At 69.8% G+C, this 19,211-nt stretch carries 21 protein-coding genes; 12 read left to right on the forward strand and 9 right to left on the reverse strand.

The window, feature by feature from the left end; genetic code table 11:
- Positions 1-29: 29 nt before the first annotated feature.
- The gene (locus GC106_RS12540) at positions 30-632 is read left to right on the forward strand and encodes a Fic family protein (protein WP_173128647.1); all 603 of its coding nucleotides are present in this window, start codon (positions 30-32) and stop codon (positions 630-632) included.
- A 380-nt stretch (positions 633-1,012) separates the two neighbouring features.
- On the opposite strand, the gene GC106_RS12545 is transcribed toward GC106_RS12540, so the two are convergent.
- Both GC106_RS12545 and GC106_RS12550 read right to left on the reverse strand, forming a co-directional pair.
- Positions 1,013-1,828 carry a multicopper oxidase family protein gene (locus GC106_RS12545; RefSeq protein ID WP_312872617.1) on the reverse strand — a complete coding sequence of 272 codons (816 nt, stop codon included), beginning with the start codon at positions 1,826-1,828 and terminating at the stop codon, positions 1,013-1,015.
- Between the two features lie 69 nt (positions 1,829-1,897).
- Positions 1,898-2,947: a medium chain dehydrogenase/reductase family protein gene (locus GC106_RS12550; RefSeq protein ID WP_173128651.1), complete on the reverse strand. Its 1,050-nt coding sequence runs from the start codon at positions 2,945-2,947 to the stop codon at positions 1,898-1,900.
- A 125-nt stretch (positions 2,948-3,072) separates the two neighbouring features.
- Here GC106_RS12550 and GC106_RS48765 point away from each other — a divergent pair, with 125 nt between their 5' ends.
- The 4 genes from GC106_RS48765 to GC106_RS12565 are packed head-to-tail and all read left to right on the forward strand — an operon-like array spanning position 3,073 to position 5,142.
- Positions 3,073-3,204, forward strand: a complete 132-nt coding sequence (locus GC106_RS48765; protein ID WP_281368451.1) for a hypothetical protein — start codon at positions 3,073-3,075, stop codon at positions 3,202-3,204.
- The gene (locus tag GC106_RS12555) at positions 3,201-4,259 is read left to right on the forward strand and encodes an MFS transporter (RefSeq protein ID WP_246365508.1); all 1,059 of its coding nucleotides are present in this window, start codon (positions 3,201-3,203) and stop codon (positions 4,257-4,259) included. The genes GC106_RS48765 and GC106_RS12555 overlap by 4 nt, the downstream gene beginning before the upstream one ends.
- A complete protein-coding gene (locus tag GC106_RS12560; RefSeq protein WP_173128653.1) occupies positions 4,256-4,672 on the forward strand; it encodes a Dabb family protein in 417 nt (138 codons plus the stop codon). Before GC106_RS12555 ends, GC106_RS12560 begins: the two co-directional genes overlap by 4 nt.
- A gap of 26 nt (positions 4,673-4,698) precedes the next feature.
- Positions 4,699-5,142 carry an ester cyclase gene (locus GC106_RS12565; RefSeq protein WP_173128655.1) on the forward strand — a complete coding sequence of 148 codons (444 nt, stop codon included), beginning with the start codon at positions 4,699-4,701 and terminating at the stop codon, positions 5,140-5,142.
- Here GC106_RS12565 and GC106_RS12570 read toward each other — a convergent pair.
- The 4 genes from GC106_RS12570 to GC106_RS12585 all read right to left on the reverse strand — a co-directional run bounded on the left by GC106_RS12570 (position 5,113) and on the right by GC106_RS12585 (position 10,865).
- Entirely contained in the window at positions 5,113-7,731 is a 2,619-nt protein-coding gene (locus GC106_RS12570) for an AAA family ATPase (protein WP_173128657.1), read from the reverse strand. The genes GC106_RS12565 and GC106_RS12570 overlap by 30 nt on opposite strands.
- Positions 7,732-7,785: 54 nt before the next feature.
- Positions 7,786-9,213: an ATP-binding protein gene (locus GC106_RS12575; RefSeq protein ID WP_173128659.1), complete on the reverse strand. Its 1,428-nt coding sequence runs from the start codon at positions 9,211-9,213 to the stop codon at positions 7,786-7,788.
- Positions 9,210-9,884, reverse strand: a complete 675-nt coding sequence (locus GC106_RS12580; protein ID WP_173128662.1) for a response regulator — start codon at positions 9,882-9,884, stop codon at positions 9,210-9,212. Before GC106_RS12580 ends, GC106_RS12575 begins: the two co-directional genes overlap by 4 nt.
- A gap of 123 nt (positions 9,885-10,007) precedes the next feature.
- A complete protein-coding gene (locus tag GC106_RS12585; RefSeq protein ID WP_217280401.1) occupies positions 10,008-10,865 on the reverse strand; it encodes an alpha/beta fold hydrolase in 858 nt (285 codons plus the stop codon).
- A gap of 134 nt (positions 10,866-10,999) precedes the next feature.
- Here GC106_RS12585 and GC106_RS12590 point away from each other — a divergent pair, with 134 nt between their 5' ends.
- A complete protein-coding gene (locus tag GC106_RS12590) occupies positions 11,000-12,136 on the forward strand; it encodes a sensor histidine kinase (protein WP_173128665.1) in 1,137 nt (378 codons plus the stop codon).
- Positions 12,133-12,792 carry a response regulator gene (locus GC106_RS12595; protein ID WP_173128668.1) on the forward strand — a complete coding sequence of 220 codons (660 nt, stop codon included), beginning with the start codon at positions 12,133-12,135 and terminating at the stop codon, positions 12,790-12,792. The genes GC106_RS12590 and GC106_RS12595 overlap by 4 nt, the downstream gene beginning before the upstream one ends.
- Before the next feature lie 73 nt (positions 12,793-12,865).
- Here GC106_RS12595 and GC106_RS12600 read toward each other — a convergent pair whose 3' ends face one another.
- Entirely contained in the window at positions 12,866-13,237 is a 372-nt protein-coding gene (locus GC106_RS12600) for a hypothetical protein (protein ID WP_173128858.1), read from the reverse strand.
- Between the two features lie 209 nt (positions 13,238-13,446).
- Positions 13,447-13,923: a macro domain-containing protein gene (locus GC106_RS12605; protein ID WP_173128671.1), complete on the reverse strand. Its 477-nt coding sequence runs from the start codon at positions 13,921-13,923 to the stop codon at positions 13,447-13,449.
- A gap of 172 nt (positions 13,924-14,095) precedes the next feature.
- Between GC106_RS12605 and GC106_RS12610 the strand changes: the two genes are divergently transcribed.
- The 5 genes from GC106_RS12610 to GC106_RS12630 all read left to right on the forward strand — a co-directional run bounded on the left by GC106_RS12610 (position 14,096) and on the right by GC106_RS12630 (position 17,241).
- Complete coding sequence (locus GC106_RS12610) at positions 14,096-14,818, forward strand: DUF998 domain-containing protein (RefSeq protein ID WP_173128674.1); 723 nt, start codon at positions 14,096-14,098, stop codon at positions 14,816-14,818.
- 87 nt (positions 14,819-14,905) lie between these two features.
- Entirely contained in the window at positions 14,906-15,304 is a 399-nt protein-coding gene (locus GC106_RS12615) for a phage holin family protein (protein ID WP_173128677.1), read from the forward strand.
- On the forward strand, positions 15,301-15,708 hold the full coding sequence (locus GC106_RS47030; RefSeq protein WP_217280402.1) for a DUF3618 domain-containing protein: 408 nt from the start codon (positions 15,301-15,303) through the stop codon (positions 15,706-15,708). The genes GC106_RS12615 and GC106_RS47030 overlap by 4 nt, the downstream gene beginning before the upstream one ends.
- On the forward strand, positions 15,708-15,992 hold the full coding sequence (locus GC106_RS12625; protein WP_173128679.1) for a DUF4235 domain-containing protein: 285 nt from the start codon (positions 15,708-15,710) through the stop codon (positions 15,990-15,992). Before GC106_RS47030 ends, GC106_RS12625 begins: the two co-directional genes overlap by 1 nt.
- A gap of 226 nt (positions 15,993-16,218) precedes the next feature.
- A complete protein-coding gene (locus GC106_RS12630) occupies positions 16,219-17,241 on the forward strand; it encodes an LLM class flavin-dependent oxidoreductase (protein WP_173128682.1) in 1,023 nt (340 codons plus the stop codon).
- A 149-nt stretch (positions 17,242-17,390) separates the two neighbouring features.
- Here GC106_RS12630 and GC106_RS12635 read toward each other — a convergent pair whose 3' ends face one another.
- Complete coding sequence (locus GC106_RS12635) at positions 17,391-19,061, reverse strand: DUF885 domain-containing protein (RefSeq protein WP_173128684.1); 1,671 nt, start codon at positions 19,059-19,061, stop codon at positions 17,391-17,393.
- Positions 19,062-19,211: the final 150 nt, after the last annotated feature.

Here is a 19,211-nt window from a genome sequence, read left to right on the forward strand (position 1 = left end):
TTCCTTGACGATTGGGCGGTGGTTGCGAGATGGATGCCAGTTGCGCGTTTCCAACGCGCTCGCACACGTCCAGCGCGTCGTCGACCGGCCTGGAGCACGGGCTGAAGGTCTGGGCAGGCCGCCTCGCCGAGGAGACCGGGGACGGCAAGGTCCTCGGTGAGCAGGCAGCGGTCGACCGGTGGACCGCCGCGGTGAGCCGTTGGCTGGTGGACGCGACCCTGCTGGCCGATGTGCCGAACCTGCACGAGGCCTTGGAAGTCCTGCGTGCGGCGGCCATGCGTGCGCACCCCGCGGGCCCGACGGCCCGGCTGGAGACGACACTCGTCACGCTCGCGGAATTCGCGCGGGCGGGCTTGGACCGGGCGCGGCAGAACCAGCTCGCCGACACCCTCGACCCGAACTCGTGGGCGGCGCGGATGCTGGTGCTCGTCTTCGAGAGGCCGCACATCACCAGCGCGGACATCGTCACCGAGCTCGCGACGCACGAAGCCCAGATCAGCCGCAGCGGGAAGGCTCTCGTCGAACGAGGCCTGCTCGTCAAGAACCGGCACGGCCGATCGAAGGGCTGGCACGTCACGCCGCGTGGTGCCGTCACCGCCCAGCGGCTCACCGAGCGGCGAACACACCCCTGACCTGTTGCTCACTCCGTCTACCTTGCAGAACAGACAAACGGCGATCCGGCGGGCGTGTTCGCCGCGGATCACCGCGCACTGTTCCATCATCGCCGACTTTATAGTGCAGTTACAGCGAGTTACCCAAATGGCGTAGCGGAACCGCGGGAAAACCCGCGGCCGACGCCAGGCGGCGCGGCCGATCTAGCGACCGGAACACCAGGAAAGCAGCCGCCCCCGCACGCCGCGAGGGGAATTTCGCGGTGCCGCAAAGGCGAACTCGACGTGCCGGAAAGGTCGACACGGGGTGCTGGAAAGGTCGACACGGCGGGACGTCGCCGGGAGCGTGCAGCACGGTGCCGCGCATGGGGGTCTCCTTTCGGGTATGCCTCCAGGAACCGTCATCGTCGCTGACCAGGGAGCTTCTGGCGAAAGGTGCACGGACCGGGCACCTCGCCGGGTTTACCGTCGTGACGTGGACAATCGCGGGGAAGTCCGCGAGTTGCCGGCCACGCGGCGAGCCAGGATTTCACCCGAACAGGGGCGGGGCCTGCCCCGTAGCTGTGCAGGTGGAACGGGTGATCCATGGTGTGGTCGTTGACCAGCTCCCAGACCTCCGTGGTGCCGGAGCGGACCCGGATGTCCACCCGGTCGTGGTCGAACGTGCGGCCGTCGATGGTGAACACGCTGCCGCCGTCGCCGTTGAGCACCAGCCGCCGGGTTCGTACGGCCGGAGTGGGCGGCTCGATCGTGCGCAAAGCGCCAGGCAGAGCCACCGGCGCGAGTCCGGACGGCACGTTCAGGCTCGCCAGCAGGCGGTCTTCGCTGACCGTGCCGTTCGGGCCGTACACCGAATACGGCAACGCCCGCAGTTCCAACCGTCCTGCCGTGGTGGCGTCGACCAGAATCTCGGCCCGCTCCCCCGGCGTCAGCAGGATTTCCGTCACCTCGACAGGGTGTTCGACCAGTCCGCCGTCGGTAGCGACCAGGTGGAAGGCCCGGTGGTCCGCCTCGGCCAGCGCCAGGTGCCGCAAGGGGGCGTCCACGTCGGGCGAGAGCGGCAGTCCGTGGATGTGCAGGCTCGTCGGCACGTCGAGGCCGTTGCGGAACGGCAGCCGGACCCGCTCACCTTCCCGCCACCGCAACAACGGCCCGGGAACGCGGCCGGAGTACGCGAGACGGTCGCCCAGTGGCGCCGCGGTCAGTTCGCCGGTCAGCCCGGGGAATTCGGGTAACTCCCCGGCGGCTCTTCGTCCACAGCAGACCCGCGGCGATCGTACGCGGGTTCACGACTGCTCCCCGGCGACGAGAACGACCTTGCCCGCGACCGTGCCGGATTCGGCCAGGCGCATCGCGGCCGTGATGTCGGTCATCGGGATCCGGGCGGCGACCTGGGCGCGCAGGGTTCCGTCGGCCAGCAACGCGAACACCTGACCGAGGTCCTCCCGCATCCGAGCCTGGAACGCGGCCTTGTTCCGCCGGCCCGCCCAGATGTTGTAGAAGGACGCGCTCCGGCCGTTGGGCAACGCGTTCCACCACAGCAGACGCGCGATCAGCTTCAGCACGGGCAGACGCGACGAGCCTTGCTGGTCACGGGTCGACGCCGTGCCGTACGAGACGAGCGATCCGCGGCTGTTGAGCAGCCGGTACGAGTCCACGATGCCAGGCCCGCCCACGTGATCGAAGACCGCGTCCACACCGGACGGCGCCAGCTTGCGAACCTGGTCGACGAGATCCTTCGCCCGGTAGTCGAGCGGGATCGCACCCAGCTCCCGGACAGCGTCGTGGTGACGCGGGGACGCCGTGCCGATGACACGCACACCAGCCGCGTGCGCGAGCTGCACGAGCGTCGACCCGACGCCACCGTTCGCGCCCAGCACCAGGATCGTCTGGCCCGCACGGACTTTGGCGGACCGGTGCAACATCTGCCACGCCGTGATCCCGTTCACCACGACCGTCTCCGCGTCTTCCGGGGCGATGCCGTCCGGCACCGGAACCGCGTCGCCGGCGTCGGCGAGAACGTGGCTGGCCCAGCCACCGATCTTGGTCAGCACGGCGACCCGCGTGCCGATCAGCGTCCGGTCGACGCCGTCACCCACGGCCTCGACGACACCGACCACGTCATAACCGGGAACGAACGGGAACGGCGGCTGGTCGTAGTACTTCCCCCGGCGCATCTGCTGCTCGGCGAAGGACACGCCGCTTGCCTCCATCCGCACCAGGACCTGCCCAGGTCCGGCCGGAACACCGGGACGCCGCCGGACCTGGAAGCCGTCCGGGCCGACGATCCCTGGGAGCACGATCTCGGTGACAGTCGCGTTCAGTGATGTGTTCATGCCCCATTTCTCGCACCCGCGGCCGGGGTTCCGCCTCGGCGAAAACCACCTATTCGGCCGCGGTGGACGCACTAGGCGATTTTCACCGACGCGACCACATCGGCCCCGCTGCCAGCCTCGGCACCATGACGAGCACGACGGCGACGACCACGACGACCCAGCGAGGGCCGACCCCGGTGGCGCGGGCCACCCTGCTGGGCGCGGCCACGCTGACGATCATGGCGGCCGCCGTCATCGCACCGAGTCCCCGGCCATGAGCACGGTTTTCCCAGGTCAGGACGTGCTGGTCCGGCTCGCGCTGACCGTCACCTCGTTGGCGATCGCGATCAGCGCCCCGCTCTCGGGTCTCCTCGCCGACCGCTTCGGGCGACGGCCACTGCTGGCCGGCGGCCTGGCGCTGTACGCGGTCGCGGGCACGTCGGGCTACTTCGTGTCCGACCTCGCGGTGTTGCTGGTCACGCGAGCCCTGCTGGGGATCGCGGTCGGCGCGGTGATGACCGCGGTCAGCGCGATGATCACCGACTGGTTCGACGGACCGCGCCGCGCGTCGTTCCTCGGCCTGCAACAGGCCTTCGCGAGCCTCGGCGGCGTGCTGTTCCTGCCGCTCGCCGGTGTCCTGGCCACGGTGGACTGGAGGTTGCCGTTCTGGCTCTACGCCTGCTCGGCGCTCCTGCTGCCGTTCGCACTGTGGGCCCTCGACGAGCCGCCGCGCGTCGACAGACCCGTGTCCGGCTCCGGCCGGTCACGACATGTTCTGCGAATCAACGGCATCTACGTCCTTGCCCTGGTCGCGACGCTGGCGTTCTACATGGCGCCTACGCAGTTGCCTTTCCTGACGGCCGAATTCGGGCTCGGCCCGGCGGTCACCGGCGTCGTCGTCGCCGCAAGCACCTTCACCGGCGTGGTGGGCGCCCTCGCTTTCCCGGTGCTGAAACGAAAACTGACGGCCACGGCGATCACCACGGCCAGCGTCGCCCTGCTGGGACTGGGCTGGCTGGTGATCGGCACGGCGGCCGACGTCGTGCTCGTCGGGGCAGGCCTGCTCATCGGCGGCGCAGGCGTCGGGCTCGTGGTTCCCAATGTGAACCTCAGGCTGGCGGACCTGGCCACCGCCGAGCGACGCGGCCGAGTCCTCAGTGGACTCGTCACCGGCATCTTCCTCGGCCAGTTCCTCTCGCCGCTGGCCGCACAACCCCTTGTCCAGACCATCGGCATCGCCGACGCCTTCACCTACAGCGGCGTCGCGATGGCCGCGGGCGCGGCACTCGCCGCCCTGGTCCTCCCGCACCGAAACGAAAGGAAAGCCCGATGATCTACCACGGCAACCGCTTCACCCTCAAACCCGGCGTCACGCCCGAGCAACTCGAAGAGGCCCTGGAGAGCCTGCGCAACCAGGGCCGCGTCATCCCCTCGGTGAAGTCCTTCGTGGTCGGCCCCGACCACGGCGGCGAGTACGACTACGGCGCTGTCTTCGTCATCGAGGACCTGGCGGGCTACTGGGAGTACCTGGTCCACCCCGCGCACCTGAACACCGACCGGGTCGGGCTGCCGCTGGTGGACAAGTTCGCCTCGTTCGACGTGACCGACGACGAGGACCCACAGCTGGGCGAGAAGATCGCCGAACTGCACAAGCGCCGCTACGACAGCATGCCCGACATCAGCGATCTGGTCGCCGGCCTCGGTGAGTACACCGGCAGCGCCGCACCCGGCCGGCACGGCGAATGACCACAAGACATCCTCTGGAGACAACCATGTCCTACGACAGACTCGCCCGGTCCTGGGTGGACATCTGGAACGGCGACCTCTCCCTGATCGACAGCACGGTGCACGAGGACTTCGTCTCGCACGCCGCCCCGATGCGGGGCGGCCCGGTCGCGGACTCGGTGGGGCGGGCCGGCCTGGCCGAGTGGATCGGCGGAATCCGGGCCGCCGTCCCGGACCTGCGCTTCACCGTCCAAATAGGACCACTGGTGGACAATCCGTACCTGTTCATGCGCTGGCACGCCGAAGGCACGTACCTCGGCGGTATCCCCGGCGCCGCCGACGGCCCGATTCCGGTGGATTTCCACGGCACCGACATCCTGCGGATCACCGACAGGGCGAACGGCGAGGGAGTGATCACCGAGTACTGGCTCAACGCCGACATCCTCTGGCTGACCCAGCAGCTAGGCCTGCAAGTCGGGCAGGTCACGTAGCTGCCTGCGGGAGGTGATGCCGAGCTTGCGGAAGATGTTGCGCAGGTGGGCGTCGATCGTGCGGGGGCTGAGGAACAGCCGGGCGGCGACCTCTTTGGACGTCGCCCCGGTGGCCACCAGCCGCGCGATGTGCACCTCCTGCATGGTGAGCTCGTCGTAGCTGTGCACGGAACGGCTGCGTGCCTGTCCTCCGGTGGCACGCAGTTCGTCCGCGGCGCGGCGGGCGAACGCCTCCATCCCTGTCTGCGAGAACATCTCGTGCGCGTTGCGGAGGATCTGGCGGGCGTCGAGCCTTCGGCCTTGACGCCGAAGCCATTCCCCGTACAGCAACAGTGCCCGCGCCTGGTACGGCAGCACGGCGCTGCCGTCCAGCCGGGAGATGGCTTCGCGGTAGTCGTCCTCCTTGCCGGTGACCAGGCCACGGGCGTACGCCGCGACACCCAGTCCCCAGGTCGTGTTGCTGGCCTCGGTACGTTCGGTCAGCGACGCCAGTGCCTCCTCGGCGGCCGCGTCCTCGCCGCACCGGACCGCCGCCTCGACCAGCTCAGGCAGCGTGATTCCGGCGATGAACAGGTCTCCGTTGGCGACCGCCTGCCGTGCCGCGGTCAACGCGGCCGGGTAGTCGGCCAGGCCGTTGTTCAGGATCGCCGCCGCCCAATGGATGTTGGCGACAAGTTGCCCGATTCCCCGGGTGTCCGCCATCGCCCTGGCGGCCTCGATGGTCTCGAGCGCTTCCTTGCGGCGACCGCGCATCCCGGCCAGGTGCAGGCGGGGATACATCAGCGGCGGTATGCCCGCGGCGTCCGCGATCGCCTCCTCCTCGGCGATGGCAGACATCGCCTTGCCGAAGTCCCCGCTGTACACGGCGTTGGACGCGGTCAGCGCGAGGCCGAGCCGCAGCATCATCGGCGAGCCGGACTCCCGGCCGGACTTCGTGATCCACTCCGTGACCGCGGTGTGCGCGTCCGCGTCCCACAGCTCGGACGCGATCATGGAGGCCAGCGCGGGACGCGCGGCGATCGCCTCGTCGTCGGCGACGACCGCGCGCAGCACCGGCACGGCCGCCCGGTACCCCTCGGTGGTCAGCATGACCAGCGCGTCCAGGACGTCCGGTGATTTCGGGGCGGGCGGGGCGCAGCGGGCCGCGTCCACCACCGTGTCCAGCACACCACTGGCCCGGCCGACCAGCAGCGCCATCTCCAGCGCGTCCAGGTAACAGTCCCGCGACCACTTCGGGTCCAGCCCGGCCAGCCGGTCCGCGGCCCGCAGCATGAACCTCGGCCCGTCGCTGTCGTTGTGCCTGACGAACGCGATCTGCCCACGGAGCAGGTCGACCGTGGCCTGCCGCACCTCGTCCAGCCCGCTGGCGTCCACAGTGGACAGAAGTTCCGCGGCCGCCTCGGCGGTCCCCGCTTCGAGTTTCGCCCGCACCGCGGCGAGCGTGCGTTCCGTCCGTCTGTCCGGGTCCAGCGACAACGCGGCGGCTCGTTCGAGGAACGCGGCCGACGCCGCGACGCCGCCCCGCGCCCGCGCGCGGGCCGCCGACTGCTCCAGTTCGGCGGCCAGGCTCTCGTCCGGGCCGGTGCCGGACTGTGCTCGATGCCACGCCCGGCGATCAGGATCGCTCTCCGGGTCCGTGACGTCGGCGAGCACGCGGTGCGCGGTGTGCCGCAGGCCCACGTCGGCCGCGTGGTAGACCGTGGACCGGGCCAGCGGATGACAGAACCGCACCCGCGTGCCGAACTCGACCAGCCCGGACGCCTCCGCGGCGCCGCTCGCCGCCACGTCGATGCCCAGCTCACGGGCGGCGGCCCACAACAGGACCGGGTCTCCGGTCGGCTCCGCGCTGGCGACCGTCAGCAGCGTCCGCACATCAGCGGGCAGGCCGGCCAGCCGAGCCGCGAAGCTGCGCTCGATCCGGGTCGGCACCGAGGACGTCTCCGGCAGGTCGAACCCACCGGCCCTGGGCAACTCCAGCAACGCCAACGGATTGCCCCGCGCCTCGGCCAGGATTCGGTCACGCACCTGCTCGTCGAGCGTGGCCGGCAGCAACGCGCGGGCGTCCGGCTCGGCCAGCCCTTCGACGACGAGACCAGGAAGCTCCTCGAGCCCCTGACGAGCCGCGAAGATCATCGCGACCGGCTCCGAGACGATCCGGCGCGCGAGGAACGTCAACGCCTTCGCCGAGGCGTCGTCCAGCCAGTGCGCGTCGTCGATCACCAGCAGCACCGGCTGCCGGGCGGCCGCGGCCCCGAGCAGCTGCAGAGCCGCCAGCCCGATCCGGAACATCTCCGGCGTGCCCTCGGCCAGGCCGAACGCCACCCGCAGGGCCTCCGGCAGTTCACCGGCGTGCCCCAGCATCGGCATGCACAGCTGGTGCAGCGCGGCGAACGGCATCTCCGACTCGAACTGGGACCCGGAAGCCTGGATGACCAGGAAACCCGGCGTCGACCGGCGGGCGTGGTCGAGCAGTGCGCTCTTGCCGATGCCCGGCCCGCCCCGCAGCACCAGCGCACCGCCCTGGCCCTTGGCCGCGGCACGCGTCAGTTCCTCGACACGGCGGATCTCGTCATGTCTGCCGATCAGCATGAAGGAACCGTAACGCCTGTCCCCAGCCCCACCTCGTGAGTGTTTATCGGTGTTCTAACCCTGATAAACACTCACGAGGGGGTCCTGTGGGGTGCGTGGCAGGCGGAGGACGAACCGCGCGCCTCCGCCGGGGGCGTTGCCCGCTGTGAGGTCGCCGCCGTGCAGACGGGCGTTCTCCCGGGCGATCGCCAATCCCAATCCGCTGCCGGGCGTTCGGGTACGAGCGGAATCGGCTTTGTAGAAACGGTCGAACACGTGCGCCAGGACGTGTTCGGGCAGACCAGGTCCGTGGTCGGTGACCTCGATCGACACCTGTTCACGTGACGCCGAGACGGACACGCGCACGGGCGGTTCGCCGTGCCGCAGCGCGTTGCCGACCAGGTTGGCGACGATGACGTCCAGGCGGCGCCGGTCCAGCCGCAGCTGGATGTCGTCCGGCGCCACGAGTTCGACCCGGTCCGCCCAGCTACGGGCACGCAGGCAGTCGCGCACGGCATTGGCCACGTGCACGTCCTCGATCCGCAGGTGGGCGGTGCCCGCGTCGAAACGGGACACCTCCATCAAGTCCTCGACCAGCCGGACCAGCCGATGGGTCTCGGTGATCGCGAGTCGCGCGGACTCCCTGGCGTCCGGCTCCATCCGGTCGGCGGTGGTCGCCAGCACCTCGGCCACCGCCGTCAGCGTGCTCAGCGGCGTACGCAGCTCGTGCGACACGTCGGCGGCGAATCTCTTCGCGTCAGCCTGCATCCGCTGCATCGCGGCCATCGACGCCTGTACCGACTCGGCCATCTCGTTGATGGTGACGGTCAGCTCGGCCAGTTCGTCGGCACCTCGGGGTGACGACCGCGCATCGAGGTCGCCTGCGGCCAACCGGCGCGCGGTGTCACGCAGTCTGCGCACCGGGCGCAGCACGCTGCCCGCGGCGACCAGCGCCAGCAACAATGCCAGCGGTAACGCCCACGCAGCGGTGACGGCCGCGGACCGGGTGAGGCCGTCGATCTGCTGCTCGACATCGGTGAGGTCGTGCATGGAGTACACCTCGATGCCGGACGGCGTCCGCACACCGTCCAGCGCGGTGATCATGATGGGCGTGCCGACCAGGAGCCAAGGCGTGCCGTTGACGGTGATCCGTTGCGTGACGAGCCGGTTCTGGGTGCGCACGGCGGTGCGCAGTTCGTCGGTGACCAGGTCGGTGCCTTCCGCGGAGCGCAGGTCCTGGAAGGTCACCACCGCGTTCGTCCCGACAGCCGCTCGTAGCCGGTCGAGCGTGCTTTGGATCGGCGGATACGTCAGCTCCGGGGTGATCGCCTGGATCTGGCCGGTGATGGTGCCGGTGATCCGTTGCTGGGTCGAGGTGACCAGTGCGGAGCTCGCCGATCCGGCGCTCGACCAGGCCGCCGCGGCGGCGCCGAGCACGGTCACCAGCACGAAGGCGACGAGCAGCCGGGCACGCAGTCCGCCCGGCCGGAACCGTCTGGTCATACCGGCCCGAACCGGTAGCCGAACCCGCGCACGGTCTGCACATACCGCGGCGCCGCCGCGTTGGCCTCGATCTTCGCCCGCAGCCGCTGCACGCAGTTGTCGACGAGCCGGGAATCACCGAGGTAGTCGTGCTCCCACACCTCCTCCAGCAACTGCTGGCGGCTGAACACGCGGCCGGGCGCCCGGGACAGGGTCAGCAGCAGCCGCAACTCGGTCGGCGTCAGCGTCACCGGCTTGCCGTGTAACGACACCGTCAGCGCGGTGGTGTCGACGCTCAGGTCGCCATGCACCCGGACGCCGTCCGGAACACCGGCGCTGCGGCGCAGCACCGCGCGAATCCGGGCGTCGAGCACGGTGGGCTGCGCGGGCTTGACGACGTAGTCGTCCGCGCCCGCCGCCAGCCCTTCCACCACGTCGAAGTCGTCCCCCCGGGCGGTGAGCATGATCACGGGTATCTCACCGGCCGCCCGGATCCGGCGGCACACCTCGATTCCGTCGACGCCCGGCAGCATCAGGTCGAGCACCACCAGGTCCGGCGGGCCCGCGTGGAACTCACGCAGCCCGTCCTCGCCGGTCTCCGCCGTGCGGACGTCGTGGCCGTGTCTGCCCAGCGCGATCTGCAGCCCGCGCCGGACCAGGGGATCGTCCTCGATGAGCAGAATCGCCGCCACGCGTCCAGTATGGACACCACTGACCCGCGCCTGCGGAATGTGTGCCCGCTTGCGACACAACCGGGACACGGCCACGGCAGCGCCGGGACACGGCCACCGTGACCGGCGCGGGCCGCCGACCGGCTACTGGTTCTCGATCTGGGCGCGAACCCGCTCGACGGCCTGGACGGCGGCGTCCGGCTCGTCGACGTAGATGTAGTGGCCGCTCTTGGTGGCAGTGGTCAGCTTGGCGCGGCTGGACAGGGCGAGCCACTTGCGCTGCCCCTCGTTCCACGCCTGCTCCAGGCCCGGCCCGTACTCGGGAAGGGCCGCGAGGTACGGCTGGCCGTGCTCGACCACCTCGACGGGGATGTCACCCGCGGAACGGACCTCGCCGTCGGTGATCGCGAGCTTCTCGGGGTTCTCCCCGCGGAAGACCGCGACGCTCTGCGCACGGACGTCGGCCGCCGGGCCGGTCGCGGACTCGGGGATCAGCCTGGTCGTGTCCGCGCCCGTCGTCGCCGGGGTGGCGTCCAGCAGGACCAGCCCCTTGACCTTGTCGCCGTGGTCAGGGGCGTACCGGGCGGCGATCCACCCGCCCAGTGAGTGCCCGGCCAGCACGACGGGCGCGTTCCCGGCGACCTGGCTGAGCACCCCGGTCAGGATCTTGCCGGTGCTCTCCAGGGTCTGCGGCCCGTCCGGCTGGTCGCTCGCGCCTTCGCCGAGCCGGTCGTAGGAACAGACCCGGCCCTTGCCGCTCAGGGTGTTCTGGAAGCCGGCCAGCTTGTCCAGGCCGTCGCCCAGACCGGCCAGCAGCACCACGACCGGCCCGCCGTCCTCCGAACTGCCGGAGCAGGACACGTTCACCGACCGGCCTTCGACAGTGATCTTCGTGGTGCCGGTGACCAGGCCTTCGGCGGCCTCGTCGCAACCAGCCAGCGCGCCGACGAGCATGGTGCAGCACAGCGCGGTCACAGCGGACGCCCGGACGTTGGGGAACAAGATCTCTCCAAGGGAAAAGTCAACCAGTGTCGGAAGGACTCGAACGCTAGGGATTCGACGGTCCCGAGTCGTCACCGCACAGTGGACACCTGCACGTAGCTCGCTCGGGGGACGCGACCGCTACGCTCGCCCCCGTGATCGACCTCCAGCGAGTCGCGGACTTGTGGCGACGGTCCGACGTCACGGTCCGGGATCTCCCCCTCGCGCTGTTACTCGCGGTCCTCTCGCTGATTCCGGCGTTCGACGGCCACGGAACGCAGGTCGGCGACGTGCCACGGCACTCCATGGACACGTTGGCGGTCGCGGTGGTCGCCCTCGAATCGCTGCCGCTGACCGTGCGCCGGAAGTGGCCGGCGCTCTGCCTTGCCCTGGTGGCGATCGGCTTCGCCCTCGACCAGCTCCGCGGCTACCACACCGTGGCGGGCACCGCGCTGCCGATCGCGTTGCTGAGCGCGGGAGCTCACCTGGAACGTCACCGGCGCACCACCATCGTCGTGGGCACCGCCGCGTACGTCCCGCTGGCCATCGCCCTCGACCATCAGGGCGGAGCCGAGGACGTGACCGGGTTCGTCACGTTCTACTTCGGGATGGCCATCGCCTGGGGCATCGGCGGGTGGCTCCGGCTTTTCCGGGCGAACGAGGCGGAACGCCGCCGCCACGTCGCCGAGACAACCCGGGCCGCGGAACGCACCCGCGTCGCTCGCGAGCTGCACGATGTCGTGACCCACCACGTGACGGTGATGGTGGTTCAGGCCGAGGCGGCACGCTACCTGACCACGTCCCCCGAACGTCTCGACGAGACCCTCACGGCCATCACCGACACCGGCCGCCGGGCCATCACGGATCTGCGGCACATGCTCGATGTGCTCAACCCCGACCACGGCACTGATCACGGGCTGCACGCCCTCGTCGAGCAGATCCGGCAGGCCGGGCAGCCGGTGGAGTTCATCGAGGAAGGCAGGCCGGTGAACGCGGCGGACAGCGCCGGGGCGGCCGCCTACCGGGTCGTGCAGGAGGCGCTGACGAACGCTCTCAAGTACGCCCACGGCAGCCGCACGACCGTCCACGTGCACCACGGTGACAAGGAGATCACCGTCGAGGTGGGCACCGACGGACCCGGTTCGCCGGCCACGTCCCCCGGCGGAAGCGGGCGTGGCCTCGCCGGTCTGCGCGAACGGGTCGACGTGCTCGGTGGCGAGTTCACGTCAGGCTGGCGTGACGGAGGCGGTTTTGTTGTGCGGGCCCGTATCCCGGCCGGGAGTTCGTCGTGACGGCGCCGGTCCGTGTCCTCGTCTGCGACGACCAGGAGCTGATCCGCACCGGGATCGCGACCATCGTCGACGCGCAGCCCGACCTGGAGGTGGTGGGCGAGTGCGGGGACGGGTGCACCGCGGTCGACCTCGCCGTCCGGCTGCGACCGGACGTGGTGGTGATGGACGTCCGGATGCCGGTCCTCGACGGCATCGAGGCGACCCGCCGGCTGGCCGGTGCCGGCGTCACCCAGCCCACCAAGATCCTCGTGGTGACCACGTTCAACCTGGACGAGTACGTGTACGAGGCGTTGCGCGCCGGAGCCAGCGGCTTCCTGCTCAAGGACGCACCGCCGGCACAGTTGCTGCACGGCATCCGGACCGTCGCCACCGGTGCGGCGCTGCTGGCGCCCGAGGTGACCCGTCAGCTCGTCGGCCGTTACGCCGCGCGGATCCGCCCGGTCAAAGGCACTCCGGACGACGTGCCGCTGACGCCACGCGAACTGGAGGTGCTGCGCCTCATCGCGGACGGTCTCTCCAACAGCGAGATCGCCGCGACTCTGGTGATCAGTCACGAGACCGTCAAGACGTACGTGTCACGCATCCTCACCAAGTTGCAGCTCCGCGACCGCGTACAGGCGGTCGTCTACGCCTATCGCCAGGGCCTCGTGGCCTGAGTCCGACCGTCACTGTCCTCAGTGGACATGGGTTGACGGCACCGCGACTGTGACCGCTGGAGCGCGATCCAGGTCAAGCCAGCAGCAGCACTCCGCCCGTGAGCAACGCGGCGACCTTGACGAGCTCCAGCGCGACATACGCGACATGGGCGTGCGATCGTGGCAACTCCTCGCCCGCGAGCACGCGATCCGACCGCTTGCTCAACCGGGGCCGGACAAGCGCCACCTGGATCACGAGCATCGCGATCGCCAGGCACAGCGGTATCAGCACCCGCACAGGCGGTGCCGCGATGACGAGCGCGGCCGCGATCACCAACGCCAGGACACCTTCGACGACGTTGAGCGCACGGAAGACGATCCGGCCGATCCCCAGGCCGATCGGCACCGTCACCCCCGGCGCCCGGAACTTCAGAGGCGCTTCGAGGAACGAGATCGCCAGCACCATGCCGAGCCACCCGAACGTCACGGCCACCGCCACGCCCACCAGCCGACCACCTTTCACCCTCGATCACGCCGAATCCTACCGAGCGTCGCGCGCTTCGCCCTGGCCTGAAAAACCTCGTGAGTGTTTATCAGGGTTCTAACGCTGATAAACACTCACGAGGTTCGGCGGCGCGCCGCTCGCACTGTGGCGGTCCAGCCGGAGACGACTCGTCAGTCGAAGTCGTACACGGTGGTGGGCACGTCACGAGCCAGCAGTGTCTCGGCGATGATGGGTTCGATGTGCTTCCACTGACCGCCGGCGATGCCGGTTCCTATCCGGGGCATGTGCACGCTGGCCTTGAGCCGTAGCGCGTGGTCGGCGACAGTGCTCAGGCAACGCGCCACGGCGTCGTAGCGGATCGGCGGCCCCTTGCTGCCGGTACGCATGCCGCGCTGGGCCACCATGTTCGCCACCCACGTGTCGGGACGGACCTGAACCAGTTGCGTCGCACCGAGCCTGAAGTCGTTGCGGGCCCGCTCCCGGTGCCAGTCACGGTAGGCACGTTCCGGTTCGGGCCACCGCTTCGAGATCGCCAGCACAAAACCCTTGCCCCATCCGCCGAGATCGTTGCAGACATGATCGATGATCTTCGGCCCCTTGGCCTGGGGGCTCGTCGCATCGCCCTTGATCACTCGCAACGCCTGCATCCTGGTGATGGTGCCAGCGGCATCGGTTGCCGTCGACGCGTTTTCCCCGCTGCCGTAGCGACGTCGTCGCGTGTCCCGGCCGCCCGGAACCAGGCGGGTAGGGATATCTCCACTCACGGCTGGGGTGTTTTCCGGCTGTCGGACCGGGCCCGCCGCACGCGAGTCTTTGTCCATGACGATCGTGTCTCCACCGCGCGGCGACGCGGCCAGAACGCAGCCATGGCTGATCGTGTCGGCCGGGGCGATCTGTTGGGGCGCGCTGGCGTTCGTCGTGCTGCATCTGGTCAGCGGCCGTGATCCACTTCGGGATGCCGTGTCGCTGTACGCGTTCACCGACCAGGCGCCGGGACTGCTGGCCGTCAGCATCCTGTGGGTGGCCTTCGGTTCCGTCACGACAGTGGGCGCGCTGGCCGCGGCCGGCGTTCCGCTCAGCCGCACCACGAAGGTCCTTTTTGGACTTTGGTCCGGTGGCTTGGCGCTCGCGGCCGTCTTCCCGGTCAGCTACGGGCAACTGTCCAGCCTTGTCAGCGGTGAGATCCATCAGTACGCCTGCGTGGCCGCCTTCCTGAGCGTCCCGGCGATCGGTCTCTCCCTGGCCGCTGGGACCCGGGGCATTCCCGCCCTGGCACGCGACCGCGCCACGGTGCTTCGCTGGACCCGCTACAGCATGGCCGGCCTTGTCCTGTTCGCGGTCAGCTACCTGCTCGACAAGAGCGCAGGTGTCCCGCTGGGCACGATCCTGCCGGTCGGCCTCACCCAGCGGATCACGCTCGTCATCGACATCGGGCTGCTCTGCGCGGTCATCCGGCTCGCCTACGGCGCCTCGGCGTCCAGCCGGACCGCCCGGCCGATCACCGCGGCGCCCGGGTACGCGGACCTCTCCCCGGGCAGGTGACGGCCTCACTCCACGGGGGGATACCAGCTGATTGAGCTTCCGCCGAACGGGTAATCAGTGCCAAAGACCCGAAGGGAGCAGCTGATCATGTCTAGTCGGACCGACGATCGATCGGTCGCGGAGCTGGTGGGGCAGGCATCCGAGCAGGTGTCCCGTCTGGTCCGGGACGAGATCCGGTTGGCGACCAGGGAACTCGCCGAGAAGGGCAAGCGGGCCGGGATCGGCGCCGGGTTGTTCGGCGGAGCCGGGCTGTTCGCGTTCTTCGGTGTCGCCGCACTGATCACCGCCGCCATCCTGGCGTTGTCGCTGGCGCTGGCGCCGTGGCTGGCCGCCGTGCTGGTCGGACTGGTGCTGCTGCTGATCGCCGGTGTGGTCTCGCTGCTGGGCAAGAAGCAGATCGACGCCGCCACGCCGCCGATCCCGCAGGAGGCCGCCAAGAACGTCAAGACCGACATCGCCGCCGTGAAGGAAGGCCTGCACCGATGAGCGACACACCGCGACCGGATGTCGACGAGATCAGGCAGGACATCGAGCGCACCCGCCGCGAACTGGGCGATACGGCCGAAGCGTTGGCGCACAAGGCCAACGTGTCCGCACGCGCCAAGGAGAAGGCCACCGAGGTGCTCGACACCACGAAGGCCAAGGCGGCCGTCGCCAAGGACACCGTGAAGGCCAAGGCCGAGCAGGCGATGCACGTGGCGCACGTCAAGGCCGAGGACGCCTCCCTGCAGGCCCAGAAGACCATCGACAACCTCCCCGAACCGGCCGCGCGCCGCGCCCGGGGCATCGTCGTGGCGATCCAGCGCAGGCCGGGTGTCTTCATCGCAGGCGCGGTCGTGTCCATCGCGGTGCTGCGGCGGATCGCCCGGCGGAAGAAGGGACAGGCCTGATGCTGCGGTTGCTCTACCGGCCTCTCGGCCTGCTGTTCGGGTTGCTCGGCGGAATCGCCGCCAGCGCGGTCTTCGCCCGCACGTGGAAACTGGCCACCGGCGACGCCGAGGCGCCCAGCGCGACCGACCAGGACCGCGGCTGGCGCGAGGTACTGCTCGCCGCCGCGGTGCAGGGCGCGGTGTTCGGTGTGGTCAAGACCGCGATCGACCGCGGTGGCGCCGTCGGGTTCCGCAAGATGACCGGTGAGTGGCCGGGCGACAAGTCGTCCAAGACCGACGACTGATCCGCCCGGCCGGTGGTGACGTCCGGCAAGGGCACTTGGCGGTGTGGCGGTTGACGATGTGCCAGGGCCCGTCGGGGCACCCCGGCACGTCCGGCGACCGCCGCCCGCCTGTCCTGGGTCGAATCCCCGCGCCCTTGACAGTCCTTTTCGCGCCAGAAGTTTTTCGGAGGTGACCACCACAATTAGTTGAGGAATCAATCAACAACCTTGTACGTTCGGCAGCGTTATGAAGAACATCGGTTTCCTCTCGTTCGGGCACTGGTCGGACAGCCCGCACTCGCAGACCAGGACGGCGTCCGACGCGTTGACGCAGGCCGTCGACCTGGCCGTGGCCGCGGAGGAGCTGGGCGCGGACGGCGCGTACTTCCGGGTGCACCACTTCGCCAGGCAACTGGCGTCGCCGTTCCCGCTGCTGGCCGCGATCGGCGCGAAGACCGGCCGCATCGAGATCGGCACCGGCGTGATCGACATGCGGTACGAGAACCCGATGTACATGGCCGAGGACGCCGGTGCCGCGGACCTCATCGCCGGTGGCAGGCTCCAGCTGGGCATCTCCCGTGGCTCACCCGAGCAGGTGATCGACGGCTGGCGGTACTTCGGCTACCAGCCGAGTGAGGGCGACACCGACGCGGACATGGCCCGCAAGCACGCCGAGGTCCTGCTGAAGGTCCTCGAGGGCAAGGGGTTCGCCCAGCCCAACCCCCGGCCGATGTTCGCCAACCCGCCCGGCCTGCTGCGGATCGAGCCGCACTCGCCGGGACTGCGCGAGCGGATCTGGTGGGGCGCCGCGTCCAACGGCACCGCGGTGTGGGCGGCCCAGCAGGGCATGCACCTGATGAGCTCGACGCTGAAGACCGACGAGGGCGGGGCGCCGTTCCACGTCCAGCAGGCCGAGCAGATCCGGGCGTTCCGCAAGGCCTGGACCGAGGCCGGCTGGGCACACGAACCACGCGTGTCGGTGTCGCGCAGCATCTTCGCGCTCACCTCGGAGCTCGACCGCGCGTACTTCGGCAGCGACGGCGACAGCACCGACCAGATCGGCTACATCGACGCCGACACCCGGGCGATCTTCGGCCGTACCTACGCCGCCGAACCGGACGAGCTGGTCAGCCAGCTCGCCGGCGACGAGGCCATCGCCGAAGCCGACACACTGCTGCTGACCGTGCCCAACCAGCTCGGCGTCGACTACAACGCGCACGTGATCGAGAACGTGCTCACCCACGTGGCTCCGGCGCTCGGCTGGCGCTGACCGCCAGGCGTCCCACTGTGCTCGGTAGGGCCACCCCCAGCGGCCCTACCGAGCACTTCATTCGCCGTCGAAACTCGCCACGAGCCCTCCCCAGACAGCTGACACCATCGTGTCGGACCGCGTGTACCAACCGCGTACCAACCGCGTACTCACCGCTGCTCCAGCAGGCTCTTAGTCCAGTCGTCCACCACGTCGGCCAGCACGGCCAGCGGCAAGGTTCCGCCGTTGAGGACGGTGTCGTGAAACGTGCGGATGTCGAACCGGTCGCCGAGGGCGGCCTCCGCGGCGGCTCGGATCCGGCTGATCTCCAGGCGTCCGACCATGTACGCCAGTGCCTGGCCCGGCAGCCCGATGAATCGGTTGACCTCGGCTTCGACCTCCACGTCCGGCAGGACCGTGTTGGCGCGCACGTAGTCGATGGCCGCGGACCGGCTCCACCCCTTGGCGTGCAGTCCGGTGTCGACGACCAGACGGACCGCACGCAACACGTCGGCCACCAGCATGCCCATCCGGGACAGCTCGTCGGAATAGAGGCCCATCTCGTCAGCCAGCCGCTCGGTGTACAGCGCCCAACCTTCGACGTAGGCCGTGCTCAGCGGCAGCCTGCGCAGCATCGGCAGGTGGCTGAGGCCCTGTGCCCTGGTCACCTGGAAGTGATGGCCGGGCACGCCTTCGTGGAACGCCACGGTCTCGCAGGAGTAGCGGAACCGCTCGGTCGGCCTGGTGATGTTGGTGAAGAAGGTGCCGGGTCGTTGTCCCTCGGGCGAGGGCATCAGATAGGTCCCTGACGGGATCGCCGCGTCCTGTGCCGGCGGAACCGCTTCGACCACACACCGCTGCTCGGGCACGACGGCGAACCACTTCGGCGCCTCGACTTCGGCCTTGGCCACCGCCACGCGGGCGGCTTCGAGCATCTCCTCCCCGTCGTGCCAGCGCAGCCGCTGGTCGAACCGCAGCCGGTGGAAGATCTCCGCGACGTCCGAGGTCCCGAACAGCTTCTCGCCACTCCGGGCGATCTCGGCGTGCAGGTTCGCCACGTGTTCTCTGCCCGTCTGGTGCAGATCCTCCGTCGACCTGTGCGCGTCGGTGTGCACGCGGATCAGGCTCGCGTAGATCGGCTCGCCATCAGCGATCCAGCACAGGCCCGGTCGCTCGTCGGGCCGGGCGTGCAGCGCGATCTTGCCGATGACCGCGCGGTACGAGGCCATGGCCGGCCGGATCTCCGATTCGAGCAACCGGCGGCCCTGTTCGGCGTACGTCTCCAGACCGTCCTGGCGCAGCGGGTGCAGCAGCGGGTCGTCGGCGCCGAGCGCCAGTGCCCGATCAAGCTGTGTCGTGGCCGAGTCCACCAGTCTCGCGACCGGCGGCCGTCCCGCGTCGGTGCCGTCCACGTGACGCTGCGCCGCTGTCGACAGGTAGCCGCGGAACTTCGCCAGCCGTGCCAGATAGGCCTCTGCCTGGGCCGTGTCGGTGACCGTGACCCTCGGCAGGAAGTACATCGCCCTGGCCGCCGGGGCGACGAAGAAGTCGGTGACCGTGTACTCGGCCGCCCGGGAGTCGATCCGATGACATACCGCTTCGGCCTGCTGCTCGACCATGGCCTTGGTGACCCGGTCGACGGCCGGCAGCGCGGCGTCGTCCAGTGCCCGCGCTCGGGTCACGATGTCGGACGCCCGCGCCCGCACCGCGTCGCAGGCGCCCACGGACAGGTCCGGCATGGCGCTGTCGGCATCCCTGATGCCGAACATCGACGCGAGCAGCGGGTCCTCGTCGGTGATGACCTCGACGAGTTCATCGGCCAGCATGTCGGCGGTTGTCATCAAATCCCCTAGGCACTGTGTCTCATCACCGGCTCGATCCACGCGAGCCACCGTCAAGCCCACTAGACGCCGCGTACTTCCCGCGTACTCCCACCGAACGGCGCTAGGATCGCGGTACGTCGCATGGCCCGAAGACCGACGGGGGCGAAC

Source organism: Kibdelosporangium persicum (assembly GCF_013280595.1).
Taxonomy (GTDB): Bacteria; Actinomycetota; Actinomycetes; order Mycobacteriales; family Pseudonocardiaceae; genus Kibdelosporangium; species Kibdelosporangium persicum.

Bases quoted from the DNA above. Each gene is read 5' to 3' on its own strand.
- GC106_RS12605 (WP_173128671.1), bottom strand. From the start codon at position 13,923: ATGCAGGCGTTGCGAGTGATCAAGGGCGATGCGACGAGCCCCCAGGCC.
- GC106_RS12575 (WP_173128659.1), bottom strand. From the start codon at position 9,213: ATGACCAGACGGTTCCGGCCGGGCGGACTGCGTGCCCGGCTGCTCGTC.
- GC106_RS12625 (WP_173128679.1), top strand. From the start codon at position 15,708: ATGCTGCGGTTGCTCTACCGGCCTCTCGGCCTGCTGTTCGGGTTGCTC.
- GC106_RS12570 (WP_173128657.1), bottom strand. From the start codon at position 7,731: ATGCTGATCGGCAGACATGACGAGATCCGCCGTGTCGAGGAACTGACG.
- GC106_RS12565 (WP_173128655.1), top strand. From the start codon at position 4,699: ATGTCCTACGACAGACTCGCCCGGTCCTGGGTGGACATCTGGAACGGC.
- GC106_RS47030 (WP_217280402.1), top strand. From the start codon at position 15,301: ATGAGCGACACACCGCGACCGGATGTCGACGAGATCAGGCAGGACATC.
- GC106_RS12555 (WP_246365508.1), top strand. From the start codon at position 3,201: ATGAGCACGGTTTTCCCAGGTCAGGACGTGCTGGTCCGGCTCGCGCTG.
- GC106_RS12610 (WP_173128674.1), top strand. From the start codon at position 14,096: ATGACGATCGTGTCTCCACCGCGCGGCGACGCGGCCAGAACGCAGCCA.
- GC106_RS12630 (WP_173128682.1), top strand. From the start codon at position 16,219: ATGAAGAACATCGGTTTCCTCTCGTTCGGGCACTGGTCGGACAGCCCG.
- GC106_RS12560 (WP_173128653.1), top strand. From the start codon at position 4,256: ATGATCTACCACGGCAACCGCTTCACCCTCAAACCCGGCGTCACGCCC.
- GC106_RS12600 (WP_173128858.1), bottom strand. From the start codon at position 13,237: ATGGTGCTGGCGATCTCGTTCCTCGAAGCGCCTCTGAAGTTCCGGGCG.
- GC106_RS12550 (WP_173128651.1), bottom strand. From the start codon at position 2,947: ATGAACACATCACTGAACGCGACTGTCACCGAGATCGTGCTCCCAGGG.
- GC106_RS12615 (WP_173128677.1), top strand. From the start codon at position 14,906: ATGTCTAGTCGGACCGACGATCGATCGGTCGCGGAGCTGGTGGGGCAG.
- GC106_RS12540 (WP_173128647.1), top strand. From the start codon at position 30: ATGGATGCCAGTTGCGCGTTTCCAACGCGCTCGCACACGTCCAGCGCG.
- GC106_RS12635 (WP_173128684.1), bottom strand. From the start codon at position 19,061: ATGACAACCGCCGACATGCTGGCCGATGAACTCGTCGAGGTCATCACC.
- GC106_RS48765 (WP_281368451.1), top strand. From the start codon at position 3,073: ATGACGAGCACGACGGCGACGACCACGACGACCCAGCGAGGGCCGACC.